This window comes from Martelella sp. AMO21009, from assembly GCF_053484295.1.
In genome coordinates this window covers 22,752-41,296 of record NZ_JBAKFR010000040.1, presented here as the reverse complement: position 1 = coordinate 41,296, position 18,545 = coordinate 22,752, and the positions used below count along the sequence as shown (strand labels likewise).

Genomic DNA, 18,545 nt, shown 5'->3' with positions numbered 1-18,545 from the left:
GAACTACTTCAAATCAACAGCATGCGTTGCAGACTAATCGCCCGACGCTCTAGCCAGTGGGTTTCGAGTTTTGGAGCATCGGAAACCAGAATAAAGCCCTCGATCTTGGGCATCAGCTGTTGGACGACGTCTTCAACGGTCGGGGCGGTCTCCAGATCCGATATCGAAATCCCGTGCACAGCTTCGCTTCGCTTCGACCAATCCGCGCGCTCCCAACTCGATGCTGGCCGTATCAGCGATGACCATGTCTGAATCTGGGTACCTTCAATCCATGATATGCCGACTTCGATGGGCCAGCTCTCTACCGAGAGAGACGAGGCTTCGAAATCCAGGGCCATGAGTGTTTCGATTTTTTTGCCGGTCATCGATTTCGTGCGGTCTGTTGCTGCGTCGACGCCAGAATTTCAGATGCAAGGCGGATCGCGGCAGTCTCATCCAGCCGGCAGGAAAGCGCGTCCTGTTGTAACAGGTCTGCGTTCAGAAACGGGTGAAATTTTTCAGACTGTGGTTCTGCCTGCCGGTAGAACAAGGAAAGCCTCTCGCTTTCTGCAATCAAAGCAAGCGCATCCTCAAGCCTGAGTTTAGCTTCTTTCGTGCGAACCTCGATAAACCCGTCATAGATCGATGTTTCAAATCCGAAGCCTCCCAGCGCGAGCGCCAGTGTGTTGGTCACGACACTGCCCTTGCGTGTCGCAATGAGATGGCTATCCTCCCCCGTGGCAATAATGCGGCGAGAACCTGCTTCTGCCAGCGCGAAATTCCCCCGCGCTTCGGCAAGAAGTGCCGCCGCCTGCTTGTCGAGGTAGATCGGCACGGCTTGGCCTTCCAGAACCTCGAACATTTTCTCCACAATCTGGTTATGGATATCGCCGGGATCGCCTCCGAACAATGGCGGCGCACCTGCCTTCGATCTTGTTACGAGGATGACCTTTTCCCTCTCGTGGATCTCGACAATTTCCCATCGCCGTCCCGAAAAGATGATGGTCATGCCAGGCGCCAGGATGTTGTCGACGGGCAAGGTGCCGAGATCCTTGCCCTGTTCGACAAGGCGGAACTCCTCCGGCGTCTTGAACACGGCGTAAAAGCTGTAATGCTCAACCAGTTTCTCGCCCTGTCGACCAAGGAGAAGCAGGCCGTTGTCGGACTGCTCGATCAGCGCAATATCGGGACTTCCGATCTGTCGCAACACGGCGAGGAACAAGGCGGTGTCGACCGCATGAAACGGCCCCTTGCGGCATAGCGTGGCGTACAGACGCTCCGCGCTCGCGCCACCGCGTTCGGCGATCACCGCAAGGATTTGATGAACCAATGTCGAAAGATGAAGCGCTGACGAGCGCGGGGGCTCATACCATTTCTGAAGATAGAGTTCGATCATGGCAATGGCCCTCACCAGACCGAGCCGAAACCGGTCAGCAAGGTGACTGCCCTTTTCAAGTCGCGCCTCGATCTGATACTGGCGCAGGATCGAGGGCTGGCCGGCACGGCGGCCTGACCGCCCCAGCCGCTGCGCCAGCGATGCAACCGTGAACGGGGCGCCGATCTGTGCGACGCAGGTCACCGAACCGATATCGATTCCGAGTTCGAGTGTGGATGTGCAAACCGCCGTCGTCGGCAGGCTCGCATCCTTCAGGCGTTTTTCGACGAATTCACGGTGTTCCTTGGAAAGAGATGCATGGTGGGGATAGAACTCCTGCGGAAGTCCCTGAGCCTCGCCGAGCAGGCGCAACCGATCGGCATAGAGTTCCACTTTTCCTCTGGAGCCGGCGAACACCAGATTGTTGGAGCCGCGCAACTTCTCGAACAGATGCATGGCGATCGCCGCTTCGGCGGAACGATCCTCCTTCGCCGCTACATCATCCTCAGGCACTTTTCCACCCGTGACGTAGCCTCTCAGCTGCACCTGAAATTCCGCGCCACCGCCCGCTGCCTCACACAGAACCACATCATCGGGCGCTTCTCTACGCAGAAAGTGACGAGCAAGACCGGTGTCGCCGAGCGTGGCGGAGAGGCCGACCCGTCGGATTTGCCGCCCCGTGGCGATTTCCATACGGGTCATCAGGGAGCGGAGTTGAATGCCGCGTTCCGAATCGAGGAGCGTGTGCAGTTCGTCAAGCACGATTGCCCGCGTTGCGCCAAACAAGGTCGCGATCGAGCTACCGCGGCGAACGAACAGCGCTTCGAGTGATTCCGGTGTGATCAGCAGAACCCCACGGGGTACTTTAAGCGCGCGCGATTTCACACCGGAGCCGATATCGCCATGCCAAGGAACAACCGCAAGCTCGGCCTCCCTGCACATATCCTCAAGGCGCCGGGTTTGGTCATTGATCAAGGCTTTCAGCGGACCGACATAGACCAGGTCGAAGCCGTGGTCCTGAGCGGGTTCTTCAAGCAAGACATCTGAAATCAACGGCAGAAAAGCGGCTTCAGTCTTTCCGCCGGCCGTTGCCGCGGTGATTATGACGTCATTGTTCGTGCCGAGAATGGCGTCAATGCCTGCCGTCTGAACCGGTCGCAGCGAGGGCCAGCCCTGCTGCCGTATCCATTTCTGAAGCGGGGGTGCAAGCCGGTCGAAAGCGTTCATCCGAGTTTGAAGCTGCTCAGTTCATCATCCGGTTGGGGCGCCACACCTGCGCCATCTTCAATGTCGCTCATGTCATCTCCGGTGTCATTGGCGATCTCAATCTCCTCGATCAGGTCGCTCCACTCCGTGCCCGGATTCTGCTGCAGCACTGCGACAAGATTGACGAAAGCCGTCACCGTGTTGCGCGGTGTCCGGAAATAGGCCTCGCCGATCCTTTCGGAACAATGGCGCATGAAGGCTTCGAGCGCGGCATCCGGCAGCTGCCGCCCCTCGTCATGGGCAATCAGGTTGACCTTGCTCAGCAACACGAACAGGTCTTCAGGTGTCAGGCTGGAAAGCCGGACCACAGGCCCGGAGAGGTCGACCAGGCCATCGCGGGCAAAGCTGTTTTCGGCAAGCCGGGATTGCAGCGCCTCGTAACTGTAAAGCCCGCGCCGCGTGTTCATCAGGAATTCCGGCGTGCCGCCCATGATGAAGCCGAGATGGCTGGCACTGCCCTGCAGAACATCATTCAATATCCGCAGAATCTGCTCGTAGTTGGCATTGCGCGCCTGAGAGGATGTCAGTTTGAAAAGGTTGACCATCTCATCAAGCGAAACCAGCAAGCCGCTATAGCCCGCCTCGCAAACGAATGCGGACATCAGTTTCAGGTGATCATAGACATTGGCATCATCGACGATGGTGCGCACGCCAAGCGCATTTCGGGCGTCTGTTCGTGTCGCAAACTCGCCACGCAGCCAGCGAAGCGCTGCCGACTTGAGCTCCTCGTCACCGGTCTCGTGTCCCTCCCAGTATTTGCGGATCACTTCGGCGAATTCGAAGCCGTTGGTCATTTCCTCAAAATGCGCCAGCCGCTCCCGGATCAGTTCGCCCGTCGCCTTGTCCTGTCTTTCCGCATCCCGCTGCAACTGGCTGACGAAGCGCTCGACGACGCTCGCCATTGCACCACCATCCGGCTTGGTGCGCGAGGACAGGTTCCGCGCCATCTCGCTGTAGAGGCTACGCGCCTGACCACCGGTCGCGTGCAGCCGCCGATCAGGCGCAAGATCGGCCGACATCACGATCAGCCCCTTTTCGAGGGCAATGAGGCGGATGAGATTTAGGAAAAAGGTTTTGCCGGAGCCGTATTCGCCGATGACGAAACGGATCGCCGAACCGCCCTCCGCGATCCGCTCCATATCCCTGACAAGTTCCTCGATTTCGCGGGCGCGCCCGACCTGAATGTGTTGCAGCCCCAGTCGCGGGACCACGCCCGCCCGCAATGCCTGGATGATCGTGTCGCGTTCCCGTCGCTTTATGGCAGCCATCTGTTACCCCTTAAGCCGGCAACTGCAATTGCCGGACGATTTCGGTATTCAACTCGAAACCTTCGTATTCCTCAATAAGCGCATCGTCGTAGCGCGAGAATGACCATTCATTGATCGTTTCCAGTCCACCAGCCGCCATCAAGCCATGCTGACTGGCCAGCATGTTGAATTCCACCTCCGACCACTGATCGCGGGTGACAAGCTCGATCACGAAACCCGCGTGAACCGGATCTAGGCCAGGCAGAACGTCCTGTTGCACGTCATCATGTGGCTCATCATCGAGATCATCGTCGATATCGGAAGCGAAGATGGCGCCCAGAACAGAGGAGACGCGTTCGGTATCCTGGCGGATCGTTGCAATTCTGCCGCTGTCGAGAAAATCGGGGCGGGCCTCAGCAGGTATCGCCTCGCCCGGCTCGGCCGGCTGCGCGCGCAACAGCGTGACCGGTTCATCTGAGGCCGAAAGCGCGTGAATGTCGGAGTAGACCTCCGCTTCGGAAATACCGAGAAACTTGTAGATCTTCTCGATCGCGGAGACCTCATCGGCTGCGACCACATTGTCGGCGTGAACCATTGCCACGATGGCCCTTCTGATAGCGCCGCTCTCGGCCGGAGAGACGTTCTGCAGGCTTTTGCGCAGCCCCCTTGCGTCAGGTGGCACGGAAAGTTGCCAGGCAAGATTGGCTGTCAGGCGATTTCGCTCCGCCTCGTTCAACGGTTTGTCGTCGATCAGGCGCTGCAGTGCCATGCGTTCGGCTGGCGCAATCTCGTTGTCGGCATGCGCGATGAAAGCGCCGACCGTCAGTTCGGTCAGCGCCTGTTTATATCCATCGCTGACACTCTCAAGATCGCCATCCGCTTGCTCAAAAAGCATCACCGGATCGCCGATCTTCGGACCGCGCGGGGCGAAGCGCGGATCGGGAGAAAAGCCGATGCCGAGCCGTGCAAGGGCATCGGCCGCGCTCACAAGCTGTTTCTTTCCGATTTTGTCAGGAACCGAGCCTTCCAGTTTGGCGATGAGATCGACCAGTGGTACCAGCCCGCCACCGTCGATGATACCGTGTGCCCAACGCCTGATCTCCTCGAGATCGGCAGAGGGGAACAGCGGCCAGAGGGCTGGCGGAAGCAAGGCATGCGCTTCGACGCTCCCGCGCCCTTCAGGATTTCGACCGATATAGCGGCTCAGCTTGTCGAGTTCGTCGATGGCCTCGTCCGCGATTGACTTCGCTGTAGTAACAGGCGTTCCAAGGCTGGATATATCAGGGATCGGCTGACCGTTTGCTTTCGGAAGGAGCTCAACCTCAAACTCCGAAGACGCTGCCCGGTAGATAACCTTGAGATCGCGTTTGGGCTTGCGGAGCTTAAGCCCGTCCGGATATTTTTCGTTGAATTTCAGGCCGAACAGTGCACGGAATTCCTCCGCACAACGCTGTGCCGGGGTACGTCCGTAACATTCCGGGTGGCAATACCAAAAGCTCAGCAGCTGTTCGGACGATAGTCGCCCTCCTTCAGCGATTGTCGTGCCCAGCAGGATTTTGACCGGGAGCGGCAGCTCGCCGCTTTCCGACCCGAATGCCAGCTCAAGCGGGCGCGCGTCCTCTACAAAAGGAGCTGCTGCCTCAAGAAAAAGGCCAAGATAGCGCCGCGCCGAATGGTTCTCGTAATAGAGTGCCTGAAGTCGTTCGACCTCGCGCACTATCTCCAGCTTTTCATGCATACCGGGCTTGTCGACGAAGAACCGGCGTTCGAGACCGTAAAAATAGAGAAACATGTAACCGGCGTCATATCGGGCATCGTTACGGCCCGACGCGAGCCAATCGAGATATGTCCCGCGGGCGATCGGGGACATCTCCGAATAACTCGGCCAATACGGCATGTTCGTCCCAGCGATGTCGCTGCTGCCCGATGAAGCTTTCAAACCGGGATCGATATACGCCCGGCATTTTTCCTGATAACGACCGGCCCGTGGCGGCGTGCCGACATAGACCATCCCCGCGATCGTGCGGCCGGCTATCTTGACGGTCTCTCCGGGTGGCAACCAGGCACCCTGCTTTGCGAACCACCTACGATCGGAGGTTTCGCGCTTGCTGGTCAGGCGATCGGATCCGGTCTCGACATGCAGCCCACCAGCGCTTCGCCGGTCAGCGACCGTAGAAGAGGCCGAAACAGGATGGCTTTTTGAAGCAAAGAGACCTGCCGCAGGATTGGCATTCGCCAGTCTGAAATGGCTGTCATCTGCTTTGCGCTTTGCAGAGGTTGAACCCGATGTGGCTCCGCCACCGACACGGTTCATTCCGGTGGGGACTCCCTTGCTCGACGACGATACTGCCTGTTGTACGAGCGGCGCAGTTGAATACGCCGACGCCGCACGATTTGCGGATGCGAAATTGCCCTCGACGACGTCGTTTTTCGCATCAGCTTGCGCGATCTTTCTCTTGATACGTCTGCGCCGGAGCCAGATGAAAATCAACAGAGCGGGAATTGCGATTGCAATAGCGGTCGCAAGCGGGTCATCCGACGAGGAGGTACTGCTCTCTCCGGCAACCGTCTTCGGCACCTCCGTCGGGGCTGACGGCGGAGGCGGAAGAGTGTCGGCGCTATCACCGTTTCGCCCTTCCTCCGCAAGCTCCGGCGCAGATGAAGGAGCCGGGCTCTCAAGGGGAGGCGACGTTGCGCTTGTGTCCTCAGCAGGGAATTCCTCTTTGTTTTTAGACTCGGAGTTTCCAAAGGCATTGACCGGCGCCGTCTCTGCTCGGTTCAAAGGTACCGGCTCCTCGCTGACAGCCGGGGGCGCCGCTATTGCGGACGGATCTGGCTCGGCCTCTTTCCCGATCGCCGCCTGCGTGGCCGCATCTTGCATGCCGGTCTCTGCCAGACCGTGATCTGCCTGGAACGCTTTCAGTGCCGCACGTGTCTTGGGACCATCGATCCCGTCCACCGTCCCCGGCCTGTACCCATTTTCGGTCAGGAAACTCTGAAGTTCACGAATAGAAAGTTCTTCTGCGTTAGCTATCGGCGCAAACCAGATCACCGCGCCAGCAAATAAAACTGCCAGACACTTCCAGAATTTCGACCCCGCATCACTCATTGCAAGTCCACTTTCAACGCATTGCTTGGAGCAAGGTCAACATTGCGTTTTTTGATCTCTTCTTGCAAGCACTCCTAAATATAGCGATCTATGACTTTGGCGACAGTCGGCTCGATAGAAGCCAAGTCGGACTGGTGCAGCGGAGGCGGCGTCTGATGCCCGCGATCGAGCTGCCACAACCTTAGGGTCTCGACGGGATATGCACCTTCGAGCCCGCCGCCGTGAGATTTATTCGTGTGAAATTCTCGTGTCCGGGCACGAGCCAGGCCTCATCGAAATGACTCAAAAGGGGCCGACTGCTGACTGGCAGGTTTGGTCTCACCAATTAGCGAAACGGACGTTCGGGCTTGAGAGGCGTATAGTCGCTTTCGGCCCAAACCGGACCTTGGAAAACTTCAACAGTGCTGCGGCGCAGCTATCGCCAAAAGGTAAGGAAGCTTCTTGCTCAACTATGAATTGGGCTCCACCTGAGCCACATCTGAACTACTTTGCGGCGGCATCCAAAGTGTTGGCGGGATCGGTAAGCGATAGTGCCTACACGCTGTCAAAAACAATGGAACCAGACCTCGCTTCATCACTGTCATTTCAAAAATTGCCCCACACTCCTTGATTGCAAGGTTCAAGGTGCCTGCTATCTCCGCATATCCGCGTGATGGCGACAGGCCGGCTACGCAAATCCCATTGTAGGTATCCCCACGCCAAACTTTCTGATCCGTTTCCTCATCAGGGAACCACGCCTGATGAGTGCAGTTAGGTAGTTTTTGCGAAAGTCGTCTGGAAAATTCCTCGATATAGTCTTGTTCGGCCCCGAACTGAAGCCACACAAACAGATAGGGATACAGGATACTGCCAACACATGCCTCGTCTCGGTATTCCTGTTCATTGCTCGAAGGATGCGAAAGCAGATCGTTGTAGTCGCGAAAGCACGTCGGGTAATTGGCATTGGTTAGTAGCGCGAACGATGCGTTCTCAGCCATGGCATGAAACCATGGCATAAATCGCCTGCCTGACGATGTTTGTTGCGCAAGATACATGACCAAGGCTGCCTCGATCATGTGATCGTCCTTAAACGGAGACCCCAAAGTCGGATTATTGTTGATCAGAGCTACCAACATGTCGAGCATCTTAGTAGTCTGCTCGCTCAGGCTGCGAGCAAATTCGGGGTTCGCCCCTGAGAGAGCTTTCCCAAAGAAGTCCGTCCAGATTGCACGGGTAGCCGCACGCCCGAGCAGGTCGAACATCGCAAGATTGGCATCGACCGCTTCCCGCGACTTCACCGAAACGGTCAGCGCATGAAGCGTCTCGGCATGAGGATACAGTACCTTCTCAAAATACAACTCGGACATCATCAAATAGAGCCGAACGTACTGATCCAAAATCGCCGTCAGAGCGGTTTGATGCTTAGTAGGTTTCGGCTTGACTGGTTGTTCTCGCATTGCATCCCAGCAGAACAACAAGCCCAGTTCAGATATTCGATAGACGACATCGAGGCTCTTAGCTTCAATCGCCCAGGCGCATATGACGTGCAGGCAAATATACGCTTGTCTTAGCCTCAATAGTCGCTCGTTGTCTTTCATCTCCTCTGGCGATAGAACGATGGCGACAAAACTTCTAGTATACCCGTAGCAAGCCTCAGGCTCGTTCACCATCGCGAGAGCTTTCTGAAAATATCTGCGCGCCGCTTCGTCCAATAACTCCCGAGCCATCAAGGACTTTTCCATAAATCCAGCTAGGCGGTCCCCGTTCCATAGCTCAAAGCTCACTTCGCTAGTCGCGTTTTTCTGCGTGAAACCAGCCCAGTTGCTCTCAACAGTTTCCTTTAACTCCCCCCCCCCATGCACAAACATATTTTGATCGGTAAATCTTGATGCTCTTTTGAAATTTTTGAACCAATGTAGACATCCAGTATTTCCTGCAACTCTGGACGTACAGATTGAGGCCCCGTATCCCAATCGTTGCGCCCGACATCTCCTGCCTTGACGCAGAGCAAATAGAGGTACTTCTGATCATCGTCTGGCAATTGACCTACAGCGGATATATCAACACCGTCTTGGCGTGTTCCGATCATTGGAGTTTTCAGCACCTGCAACCCCATTGCAGACAGCAGATTGGGCAACAACGCTTTGTCAAGGTCACCACGTTCCTTGAGAGACGTGAGATATTCTTTGAGTATCAGCTTCATTTTGTTTTCTTCTGCTCGACCTTACAAACCGTGAGAAGAGCATTAAACCCAACCGGGTCAATCACGGACAGACGAGGAAGTTCATAGTTATAGGAGTGTTCGCTCAGCGGGGTGACACTTGGAAACTGCTTGCCATCAGCACCCGTGATCATACTGAAGCTCTTGCGACCGTAGAGCATCGTCGCAGTATGAAACAGATCACCAAGGATAGACATCTTGTGTGCTTGTTTTTGAATATCGGTGTTCCTCTGATGATCTTTTATCGCAGCTGCCCGCCTCGCTTCATTTGAGGGTTCAAGTTCGCTGAGCTCTTCCGCATTTTTCAATCCCTCGATGTAAGCCTTGTGTCGCGCTATAAGGTTTTGAGCTGCCTTAGCCACACTCGGAGAAGCACTAGACGCTTGCTGCTCAAGATACGGCCTTAGCTCACTAGAGTAGCTAAGCAGAAGTGGCTTCCAAAGAAGTCCTTCGATCTCAGGAACAGCATCTGGGTGTCCATGTTCCACTAGGCTAAGCAGAATTGACGCCGCCGTGATCTCATGCAGCCAGAGGAACCCGATACATTTTCGGGCTATAAAGACTTGATCGACCGCTTCGGCGGGAATGTCTTGCGGGTGGAGAGGTTGCGCGGCTCCCTTATCTCCTCCGCTGAGCATTTCGGCTAAGAAACTGCACAAGGAAAAGTCGCCAGAATTAAGCCATCGTGCGAAGAGATAGGACGCGTTTGCAGGTTTCTCCCAAACCCATTCGCAAAAGCTATGAAACTGCGTGCTCTTTGCTGGCTCCTCGAAGTGCGGAACCATGGCCTCGATGAACGCGACCACCTCCTTGAACGACCAGCGTTCATCTTTCCAGGTTAGCGCGTGATCTATCCAGTGGCTTGCTATTTCAAAGCTGGAGGATATGCTTTGTGCTTTACTCAATACTGCACTGATAGTTTGCTCTGTGGATGCATTCTTGTGATAGAAAAGCATCGCACACAGGAGCACCGAGTCTTCATCGGTCGGCTGGGCGAGAAGGGACTTGATCACTTCATCCTGCCGATATTTTTCCTTGCCCGCTTCTTTGTCCCAAATGCGAAAAACGGCTTCAACAGCAGCATTGTGCGAATCATCAGAAGTCGGGCTTTGAATTTCCGACAAACAAGCATCTATGCCAGTTTGGTCATCCTGTGATGTCATGTTATTGAGCCTGCCTAAGGCGCGAAACCCTATAGATCGGATTTCTGATCTACTGTCCTCTACGAAATCTACCAAGCACGCAAAGTCATTGAGGCCTTGTAAGGCGAACACGCAAGAGCGTTGGCAATCCTCTTGGCCGCCCCTTGCACCTACTATGATTTTTCTAGCTTGTGCGGGGTGTTTTTCGCACCAACGAACGAAAGACAAAAACGGGGTGTTAGATGCCCCATCGTTACCTGCTCTCTCGACCAGACACTCGGCAAACTGCTGCACAGCCGAGTAATCATCCACCACGTGCTCAATTGCGTCAGACAACGCGCCGAATATCATCCAAAATTCATTGTGCTCAAGCCGTCGTATGGCTTCAAGGTTGCCGTTCGAGAGCAGAACGATTTCACCCGAGTTGTGCAGATCAGCCAAGAAACTGCCTAGTTCACGTTTTCTGTCTTTGTATTCAAGTTCGAGAATGGTTGGGATGAGGCGTCCGGCGGCATCGCCGTCGATAATCAGCTGAGTTAATTTTCTTTTTTCCGTCACTCTGCCAGCCTCGTTCACCAGTAGATCCTTTGCACATTCATACCGCGTAGACCAAGCGTTGGAAACTACTGCCTCTCAAGAAGGAGCAAGTACTTTTCACACAGACTGTCTCGGCTTTGCATCTGCGGCGAACTTCCGGAAGCCGCCCTTTGTAGATCTTCGCACGTAGCGCAACGAACGACTACTTTCAGGACAAGGTCGAGAGAGATCTAATGGCCGAAATGGGGGCGCATTCCTGACCGTCCGCTTTCTCTTTGCATGATAGCAAAGGCGTCGTTCGAGTGATATGAGGTCGCTTCAGCCACAAAGTCGAATCTATTCTGAAGCAAAGCAAGGTTGATGCGAATACTCGTTACAGCCGATTGGCACCTGGACTTATGGTGGCGAAGCTATCGCGATCCTTTTGCGACGTTCAGGTCGATTCTCGATGGGCTTGATGCCCTTGTGCTGGCGGGTGATCTCACGAACAACCCGTTGCTGAACTGGCCGAGAGGCCTGGAGCAGCTGGCACGCCTGATTGATCCGGCAAAGGTATTTATCCTGCCAGGCAACCACGACTATTATCAGTGGCAACTCGATGGTGACGAGCAGCTGAAGTCATTCGTGGAAGATGCCGGCATGCGCTTTATCCAGAAGGAGGCGTTGGAGCTCGGTGGTGTCCGTTTCCTTTGTTGCACGCTTTGGACTGATTTCTGCCTGACCGGGGATCGGGAAGCCGCAATCCGGCAGGCGAGCTACCGCATGACCGATTATGATCGGATCCGGATCGACGGAAGAATGGTGCGCCCGGATGATACGGTCCGAGTTCATGCGGACCATCTCGAATGGTTGACGCGAAAGGTCCAGGAGCCTTTTGACGGCCGCACCGTCATTTTGAGCCATCATGCGCCCAGTCCGTGTGTGGCGGGACCTGTCGATGATCTGAGGCCTTGTTTCGCTTCCGATCTGGATGAATGGATTTTGCGGCATAGCCCCGACTTGTGGCTGTTTGGGCATACGCACCGACACCTGAGCGGAAAAGTCGGAAGGACGCCGATCGTGAACGTTTCTTTCGGGTATCCGGAAAACGTCAGAGCTGATGCGGAAGCGGATGTGTTGCTGCGGGGTCTGATTGACACAGACAAGGCCGGTCTCTTGGTGCGGGAAGCGTAAAACCGGCTGGGCGGCGTTGCGCGGCATCTATTTTTTCAATTCATCGGTAAGGGCGAAATCAACAGGCGCCCGATTTGGAACGCGAAGAGGTCTCCAAGGCATCGCCGCAAGCGGCGAATCGAAAAACCGACTTTTGTCGCAAAGTCGGCGTTTCGATGTCGGACGACAACAGATTAAATAGGATCATTGGTGGGCCTGGAGGTTTTGTTGAAGTCCTGAGAAAACAGCGGCTTGCTTTGGCGAACCGTGCATATGCCGTCTTTGAAATCATTGTCGAAAATCGTGGCTTGGCGAACCTTAGCCGGTGGCGTCACCATGGATTTCTCATCGAGGCTCACCTGGAGGCTTGATGATGGCAAAGGACAAGAAAGGTGGGCTTTCACCGGAAGCTGAAGCAGCGATTTCCGAAAGGGCGCGCAAGCGCCGAGCGGCGAACGGCATCAGCGACGAAGAGCTTGAGCAAGAGCTCATCGCCAGACAATGGCGCGTGATCCGGAGCGATGGAAACGACTACGGTTATTCGGAGAACGTCGGCAATAGCGAGCACTGGCAACCGCTGGATGGCGAGTACGATGTCGAGGCGATGAATGCCCGATTTGCGGTCGTGAAAATGGGTTCGGGCGTATCGATCCTAATGGATGGGGAAGAGCCGTCCTTCCTCCGAAAAGACGCTTTCGAGACGCTGTTTCAGAACAAATATGTCGAGGTCGAGAACGCCGATGGGGAAAAGAAAAACCTCACCTGGGCGCGCGCCTGGCTGAATGACCGCGAGCGCCGCCAGTATGCGGGAATAGAGTTCTTCCCCGACGCTGGCAATGCGACCGGGAAATATGGCTTCTACAACCTCTGGCGCGGATTTGCGGTCTCGCCACGGAAGGGAGGCACCTATTCGATTTTTAGGGACCATCTGCTGACGAATGTCTGCGGCGGCGATCAGGTTCTTTTCGCGTGGCTTTTCGCCTGGTTTGCCCAGCTGATCCAGCAGCCGCGCGAGAAGCCCGGAACGGCCGTTGTGCTTAGAGGCGGCATGGGCGTCGGCAAATCCAAGGCTGGGGAGGTGTTCGGCTCGCTGTTGGGGCGGCACTATTATCAAGTCGATGATCCTCGCTACATCACCGGGAATTTCAATGTGCACATGAGCGCGTGTCTTTTGCTTCAGGCGGAAGAGGCGGTATGGGCGGGGAGCAAAGATGCGGAGGGCCGGCTCAAGGGGCTGGTGACGTCCAAGACCCAGATGATCGAGGCGAAAGGCGTCGATCCGGTGCAACTGCCGAATTTCATCCGGCTCTTTATGACCAGCAACGAAAATTGGGTGATCCCGGCCGGGAAGGACGAGCGGCGCTTCGCTGTCTTCGATGTATTGCCGAACTGCGCGAATGATCATCGTTACTTCAGGCAGATGGACGAGGAGCTTGATAGCGGCGGCCGTGAGGCTTTGCTCTATGACCTGCTGAGACTCGACATATCGGAGATCAACCTACGCCTGATACCAAAGACAACGGCCTTGCTCTCGCAGAAGATCAACTCCTTCGATCCTGTGGAAGCCTGGCTATTTGCGCGGCTAGAAGACGGCCGACCGACCGAAAGGCACGATGAGTGGCCAGCCTTCGCCTCGAAAGCCCAACTTTTCGATGACTACATCAAGAGCGCGGAACGGACCGGCATTCGAAGACGGGCAGCAGAAACGCAGTTTCACATGAGGCTGAAAGAGATTATGCCTATTCTCCGGCCCGCGAGGCGTACGGTCAACGAGGACGATGCGTCGATCAGGCAGGTGCGGGGCTATGACCTGCCGCCTCTCGAAACGTGTCGTGCGCAATTCGAAGCAGCGATAGGGCAGCCGTATGACTGGGATGCCTGATATCCAACCTCCTATCCAACCTATATCCAACCTGCCTGATTTGAAAAAGCCAATCAAATCAACGGTCCATCCAACCTATCCAACCTATCCAACCTATCTGGCAGGTCCGTGTGTGCGCATGCGCATGTATTTGTATTTTAGGTTGGATAGGTTGGATAGGTTGGATATCGCTTTGCAAGTAATTGATTTTAAAGCGTTCCTAATATCCAACCTAATCGGCACAGGTTGGATGCAGGTTGGATATGACCACGAGGAAGTGATTGATGGCTGACTGGCCCTACAACACGGCGGCGTGGCGGCGGCTGCGCAAGGCCAAGCTGGCAGCGCACCCCTTGTGCCATGCCTGCCGGCTGCGCGGCAGAACCGAAGCCGCAAAAGCCGTTGACCACATCAAGGCCATCAAGGCAGGCGGCGAGGCCTTCCCGCCACTCGAAGGCCTGATGTCCCTTTGCGAGCGATGCCACAACGAGAAGACCAACGCGGTTGACAGGCCAGATCGCCGAGGCTCGGGCCGAAGGTTCAAAGGCTTCGACCAGCACGGCAACCCGATTGACCCCGGCGACGATTGGTTCGGCGATGACCTGTGACGCAAAATCATTCCACCATGGGTGGGGGCGGTCGAAATCGCGGGCGATTGGCAGGCCGAATACCGGTGGCTTAACTCGGAAGATAGTTAGTTTTGGTGCTCTTGGAATGATTTTCTAAAACAGGTTCAAAGGGTTACAGGAATGGGCAAGCGTGGGATTGGCTCGAAAGCGGTATCGAAGCGAGGCCAGATTGACGAACGGGCGGTGAAGCCGTGGGAGGTCGAAGGGCTTTCTCGGGCCGAGCGCGTTATTGCCTTTCTGGAAGATTTGCCGATCACGGCGGGCAAGCTCGCGGGCACGACGATGACGCTGCGCGACTGGCAACGCGATTTCATTGAGGCCGTCTATGCCGAGGATGAAAACGGGCGCAGGCCGGTGCGCACGGCGGTGCTTTCCATGGCGCGCAAGAACGGCAAGACCCAGCTTGCCGCGGGGCTCGCCCTTTGCCACCTGATGGGGCCGGAGGCCGAGCCGCGCGGCGAGGTCTATTCGGCGGCGCTGACGCGCGACCAGGCGGCGAAGCTGTTTCAGGAAATGGTTGCCATCCTCGCCGCCCACCCCGAGCTTGAAGACCGCGCGAACGTCATCCGCTTCAACAAGCAAATCGAGGTCCTGGAAGGGCGTGGCGAGGGATCGATCTACGCGGCGCTCTCTGCCGATGCCGGTTCGAAAATGGGCCTGTCGCCGTCCTTCGTGGTCTATGATGAGCTTGGCAGCGCGCCGAACCGCGATCTTTTCGACGCGCTCGATACCGCGATGGGCGCGCGTGACAATCCGCTGATGATGTGCATTTCAACGCAGGCGGCCGCCGACCATCATGTTTTCTCCGAGCTCATCGATTACGGCAATCAGGTCAATGCCGGCGATGTCGAGGATCCGAGCTTTCACCTGACGCTCTATACCGCGCCAGCCGACGCCGATCCGTTCGACCCGGATACCTGGGCGCTGGCAAACCCGGCCCTGGACGACTTTCGCAGCCTCGAAGATGTGCAGCGCCAGGCCAGCCAGGCGCGGCTGGTGCCCTCGAAGGAATCGGCCTTCCGCAACCTGATCCTCAATCAGCGCGTTTCCGCCGTCGCGCGCTTCATTCACAAGGCCGAATGGGACCGCTGCAATGCCGCGCCGGACCTTGCCGCTCTCAAGGGGCGCGAGTGCTATGGCGGGCTTGACCTGTCCGGCGCGCGCGACCTGACGGCCTTTGTGCTGGTTTTCCCCGGTGAGACTGGCTTTGACGTGCTCTGCCGCTTCTTCATGCCGGAGGCGAACATTGCCGAGCGCTCGAACGAGGATCGCGTCCCTTACGATCTGTGGGCCAGACAGGGCCATATCACGCTGATACCCGGGGCGACGATCGATCCCAGCTTTGTCGCTCAATCGATGATCGAGGCGGCGAGCGAATATGATCTGAAGGCGGTGGCCTACGACCGCTGGCGCATCGAGGATTTGAAACGGGAACTGGCGCTGTTCGGCGCGACGATCCCGCTGGAGCCGTTCGGGCAGGGCTATCGGGATATGTCGCCCGCCGTCGATACGCTGGAAAGGCATGTGGCGGAAAAGATGCTGGCACACGGCGGCAACCCGGTGCTGAACATGTGCGCCGCCAATGCCGTCATAACGCGCGACGCAGCCGGTTCACGCAAGCTGGATAAGGACAAAGCCACGGGGCGCATTGACGGCCTCGTGGCGCTGGCTATGGCCCTTCAGGTTTCGGGGCGTCACGAGCCGGAGGCGCTTCCGGCGTGTCTGATGGAGCTAATGGTTTAGTATTCTTGCCGTCGCGGCGCTCAATGCTCGCTTTTGTGTTTTCGGGCAGTAGAGCATATAATTCTTCGGCCTCACGCTCCTCAGTAATCATTTTTTCGACGATGCGGTTGATGCAAACGAGGAGAAATTTAGCAGTTTGTCTATCGTCGCGAAGATCTAGTTGCCCAGGATGCACAGCATTGTTGCCAACTACTCGGACCCCATCTAACATTTTTTGTATTTTTTCAGGAAGGCCTCTGCTAACGAGTTCGCCAATTTGAGCGTCAAGTTTTTTCTTTGGACTACAACCCAATTCAATGCATAGTTCTTGCAGAGCTAATCGAGCAAGTGCTGCAGAAGCTCGAGGGGAGGCGCTCAAACATCGAGATGCTTCTATGAATGTGCGCTTGATGCCCTCAGAAAGGTCTATATTGGGGGCGATTTCCTGCTCGGAGGGATAGAGCATGACGTCGTACTTCCATACCGAAACGCCCCCACAATGATGGCACCTCTCTAAAAACAGATTGTGAACTCTTAAACTCTTCTGAGTTGTATACTTCCGCTCAATCCGGATATCTCCGTCAACAAGCCTTTTTTGTATTTCGACGAGCTCTGTCGGGGACGTCGTTATGGCTTCCCCCATAGCCAAATCGAAAATCTCGGATTTGGTGGGAGTTTTGATCCCTAAGCTTCCGGCATAGGTTTGATGCCACGTATGGACGGTGTTTATGCCGCAAAACGGACAGGTAAAACCTCGTTCTTTAACGCTAGGCGGAATAGTTCCAACCATAGTCACAACCTCTTCTGAAGGCGCACCCCGGGCCCTTCCCCGTTTGCTTCCACGAAAATCACACCAGCACGTTCGAACGCTGATTGCAAAGCTTCAATTGTTCGCGGAAGCAAGTCATCTCCCCGCTCAAACCTTGAAACAGTATCGACGGACACGCTTGCTTGTTTGGCAAGATCGCGGACGCCCCAGCCGACGGCGGCGCGGGCCATTTTGCATTGAATAGGCAATATCATAACATTGTACCGATTTCGTATTGACGCACTGACGATGTGCGGATATCGTAACAATGCACTGATTTCATAATTCAGACAATGGAGCAACGCCGATGAGCACTCATTTTGGCGAACAGGAGAACTTTGTCCGCATTCTGGAGCTGACGCCGGAGCTGCGGAAGCGGATCGAGCAGACAATCGAGCACCTTGTTTCGCTGCTCGACGATTATGACGGCGATGAGAACGCCGAGGATGATGGAATGGCAGAGCCGGTCAATGGCTGGCCGAACCAGCGCCAGTTTTGCGGCGATCATCCGTTGAACAACGTCATGTCCTGCGACGATGAACGAGAGCAGGATAATGCGGACTGGGAAGACGGCGGCGACGATGAGGCGTGGCTGGGTTGGACGGCAACCGGAAATATGGGGATGTATGCCGATTACGACCTGGAGCAAAACGGCGATGAAGACGAGCCGCTTTGCGGCTGGACGGAAGGGCTTGATCAATCGCGGAAAGACCGAACCTCCGACAGAGGTCCGCAGGAATGGCACCATCACTATGGGTTTGACCGGAGCGGCAAATATGAGGCGTTTCGGATGATATCTCGCAGGCGGGGTGTGCCACGGGTACGGCGCGGCAGTGCGCCGAGAATGGGTATACGATAAAAATCTTGCTATTTCGATTTGGTTTATGTAAAACCAAATCGAAAGGGCGAGACATGGCGTCGGTTTCTCAAATGGTCGAAGCGATATCCACAGTGACGATGGTCGAACAAAAGACCGTCAACGCCTATGCGCGCGCTTTGATCGATGCCGGCACCTTGCCGATAAGCAAAGGGAGAGCCATCGCGCATGTGAATGGGCGTCACGTAGCCAGTCTTTTGTTGGCGGTGGCGTTGAAGCCGGTCATTCGTACTTCTGCTGAGATGGTTAGCATCTATGGTCGCCTTTCCTGCCAGACAAATGTCGGTCGGCTCAAGGCGATCGATTTGCTTTCCGATCTGTTTGGAGCTGCCTCTGCTGGGCATTTGTCCGATGACGAGTGGGACGATGTGAGGATCACCGTCTTCGAGAACCGCCTGGGCATCGACGTTGATCTTCCGAAAGGGGCCGGGATTTTGGAGTTCCGACTTCCGTCGATGGAAGACGTGTCGGAGCTTGAGCGAGTTTTCGTTGACCCCAATCCGTTCTTTTCGAGGTCGGCCTCCATCCCATTCAGCGCTTTGGGGTTCCTCTGCGACATCATGAAAGCAACCCAGCACGGGCCTTCCGAAAAGGGGGCGGAGTGCGTGAAGCGAATCGAGGCACTTAGGCCGACATAGGAT

Annotated in this window: 16 protein-coding genes; 7 read left to right on the top strand and 9 right to left on the bottom strand. The window is 56.0% G+C overall.

Translation table 11 applies throughout. From position 1 onward, the window contains the following. Positions 1-8: 8 nt before the first annotated feature. The 7 genes from V6766_RS23430 to V6766_RS23400 form a co-directional block, all read right to left on the bottom strand. Positions 9-365 (bottom strand): 3'-5' exonuclease, encoded by a 357-nt coding sequence (locus V6766_RS23430; protein WP_448470684.1) that lies wholly within the window; start codon positions 363-365, stop codon positions 9-11. Next, positions 362-2,581, bottom strand: a complete 2,220-nt coding sequence (locus tag V6766_RS23425; RefSeq protein WP_448470683.1) for a DEAD/DEAH box helicase — start codon at positions 2,579-2,581, stop codon at positions 362-364. Before V6766_RS23425 ends, V6766_RS23430 begins: the two co-directional genes overlap by 4 nt. Then, on the bottom strand, positions 2,578-3,888 hold the full coding sequence (locus tag V6766_RS23420) for an ATP-binding protein (protein WP_448470682.1): 1,311 nt from the start codon (positions 3,886-3,888) through the stop codon (positions 2,578-2,580). Before V6766_RS23420 ends, V6766_RS23425 begins: the two co-directional genes overlap by 4 nt. A gap of 10 nt (positions 3,889-3,898) precedes the next feature. Next, positions 3,899-6,976 carry a TerB N-terminal domain-containing protein gene (locus V6766_RS23415; protein WP_448470681.1) on the bottom strand — a complete coding sequence of 1,026 codons (3,078 nt, stop codon included), beginning with the start codon at positions 6,974-6,976 and terminating at the stop codon, positions 3,899-3,901. 449 nt (positions 6,977-7,425) lie between these two features. Continuing rightward, entirely contained in the window at positions 7,426-8,823 is a 1,398-nt protein-coding gene (locus tag V6766_RS23410; protein ID WP_448470680.1) for a hypothetical protein, read from the bottom strand. Next, positions 8,796-9,158, bottom strand: a complete 363-nt coding sequence (locus tag V6766_RS23405) for a hypothetical protein (protein WP_448470679.1) — start codon at positions 9,156-9,158, stop codon at positions 8,796-8,798. Before V6766_RS23405 ends, V6766_RS23410 begins: the two co-directional genes overlap by 28 nt. Next, on the bottom strand, positions 9,155-10,894 hold the full coding sequence (locus V6766_RS23400; protein WP_448470678.1) for a hypothetical protein: 1,740 nt from the start codon (positions 10,892-10,894) through the stop codon (positions 9,155-9,157). The genes V6766_RS23405 and V6766_RS23400 overlap by 4 nt, the downstream gene beginning before the upstream one ends. A gap of 321 nt (positions 10,895-11,215) precedes the next feature. Here V6766_RS23400 and V6766_RS23395 point away from each other — a divergent pair, with 321 nt between their 5' ends. The 5 genes from V6766_RS23395 (at position 11,216) to V6766_RS23375 (ending at position 16,240) form a co-directional block, all read left to right on the top strand. Then, entirely contained in the window at positions 11,216-12,028 is an 813-nt protein-coding gene (locus V6766_RS23395; RefSeq protein ID WP_448470677.1) for a metallophosphoesterase family protein, read from the top strand. 74 nt (positions 12,029-12,102) lie between these two features. Next, positions 12,103-12,378 carry a hypothetical protein gene (locus V6766_RS23390; RefSeq protein ID WP_448470676.1) on the top strand — a complete coding sequence of 92 codons (276 nt, stop codon included), beginning with the start codon at positions 12,103-12,105 and terminating at the stop codon, positions 12,376-12,378. Positions 12,379-12,380: 2 nt separating this feature from the next. Further along, positions 12,381-13,889 (top strand): primase-helicase family protein, encoded by a 1,509-nt coding sequence (locus tag V6766_RS23385; RefSeq protein ID WP_448470675.1) that lies wholly within the window; start codon positions 12,381-12,383, stop codon positions 13,887-13,889. A gap of 263 nt (positions 13,890-14,152) precedes the next feature. Further along, positions 14,153-14,476: an HNH endonuclease gene (locus tag V6766_RS23380; protein WP_448470674.1), complete on the top strand. Its 324-nt coding sequence runs from the start codon at positions 14,153-14,155 to the stop codon at positions 14,474-14,476. A gap of 141 nt (positions 14,477-14,617) precedes the next feature. Next, positions 14,618-16,240: a terminase large subunit gene (locus V6766_RS23375; RefSeq protein WP_448470673.1), complete on the top strand. Its 1,623-nt coding sequence runs from the start codon at positions 14,618-14,620 to the stop codon at positions 16,238-16,240. Here V6766_RS23375 and V6766_RS23370 read toward each other — a convergent pair. Then, positions 16,167-17,009: a DUF4145 domain-containing protein gene (locus V6766_RS23370; RefSeq protein ID WP_448470672.1), complete on the bottom strand. Its 843-nt coding sequence runs from the start codon at positions 17,007-17,009 to the stop codon at positions 16,167-16,169. The genes V6766_RS23375 and V6766_RS23370 overlap by 74 nt on opposite strands. A 2-nt stretch (positions 17,010-17,011) precedes the next feature. After that, on the bottom strand, positions 17,012-17,218 hold the full coding sequence (locus tag V6766_RS23365) for a helix-turn-helix domain-containing protein (RefSeq protein ID WP_448470686.1): 207 nt from the start codon (positions 17,216-17,218) through the stop codon (positions 17,012-17,014). Between the two features lie 116 nt (positions 17,219-17,334). Here V6766_RS23365 and V6766_RS23360 point away from each other — a divergent pair, with 116 nt between their 5' ends. Continuing rightward, positions 17,335-17,886, top strand: a complete 552-nt coding sequence (locus V6766_RS23360) for a hypothetical protein (RefSeq protein ID WP_448470671.1) — start codon at positions 17,335-17,337, stop codon at positions 17,884-17,886. A gap of 53 nt (positions 17,887-17,939) precedes the next feature. Further along, entirely contained in the window at positions 17,940-18,542 is a 603-nt protein-coding gene (locus V6766_RS23355) for a hypothetical protein (RefSeq protein ID WP_448470670.1), read from the top strand. Positions 18,543-18,545 lie beyond the last annotated feature (3 nt).

Bases quoted from the DNA above. Each gene is read 5' to 3' on its own strand.
- V6766_RS23430 (WP_448470684.1), bottom strand. From the start codon at position 365: ATGACCGGCAAAAAAATCGAAACACTCATGGCCCTGGATTTCGAAGCC.
- V6766_RS23425 (WP_448470683.1), bottom strand. From the start codon at position 2,581: ATGAACGCTTTCGACCGGCTTGCACCCCCGCTTCAGAAATGGATACGG.
- V6766_RS23420 (WP_448470682.1), bottom strand. From the start codon at position 3,888: ATGGCTGCCATAAAGCGACGGGAACGCGACACGATCATCCAGGCATTG.
- V6766_RS23415 (WP_448470681.1), bottom strand. From the start codon at position 6,976: ATGAGTGATGCGGGGTCGAAATTCTGGAAGTGTCTGGCAGTTTTATTT.
- V6766_RS23410 (WP_448470680.1), bottom strand. From the start codon at position 8,823: ATGTTTGTGCATGGGGGGGGGGAGTTAAAGGAAACTGTTGAGAGCAAC.
- V6766_RS23405 (WP_448470679.1), bottom strand. From the start codon at position 9,158: ATGAAGCTGATACTCAAAGAATATCTCACGTCTCTCAAGGAACGTGGT.
- V6766_RS23395 (WP_448470677.1), top strand. From the start codon at position 11,216: ATGCGAATACTCGTTACAGCCGATTGGCACCTGGACTTATGGTGGCGA.
- V6766_RS23385 (WP_448470675.1), top strand. From the start codon at position 12,381: ATGGCAAAGGACAAGAAAGGTGGGCTTTCACCGGAAGCTGAAGCAGCG.
- V6766_RS23380 (WP_448470674.1), top strand. From the start codon at position 14,153: ATGGCTGACTGGCCCTACAACACGGCGGCGTGGCGGCGGCTGCGCAAG.
- V6766_RS23375 (WP_448470673.1), top strand. From the start codon at position 14,618: ATGGGCAAGCGTGGGATTGGCTCGAAAGCGGTATCGAAGCGAGGCCAG.
- V6766_RS23370 (WP_448470672.1), bottom strand. From the start codon at position 17,009: ATGGTTGGAACTATTCCGCCTAGCGTTAAAGAACGAGGTTTTACCTGT.
- V6766_RS23365 (WP_448470686.1), bottom strand. From the start codon at position 17,218: ATGGCCCGCGCCGCCGTCGGCTGGGGCGTCCGCGATCTTGCCAAACAA.
- V6766_RS23360 (WP_448470671.1), top strand. From the start codon at position 17,335: ATGAGCACTCATTTTGGCGAACAGGAGAACTTTGTCCGCATTCTGGAG.
- V6766_RS23355 (WP_448470670.1), top strand. From the start codon at position 17,940: ATGGCGTCGGTTTCTCAAATGGTCGAAGCGATATCCACAGTGACGATG.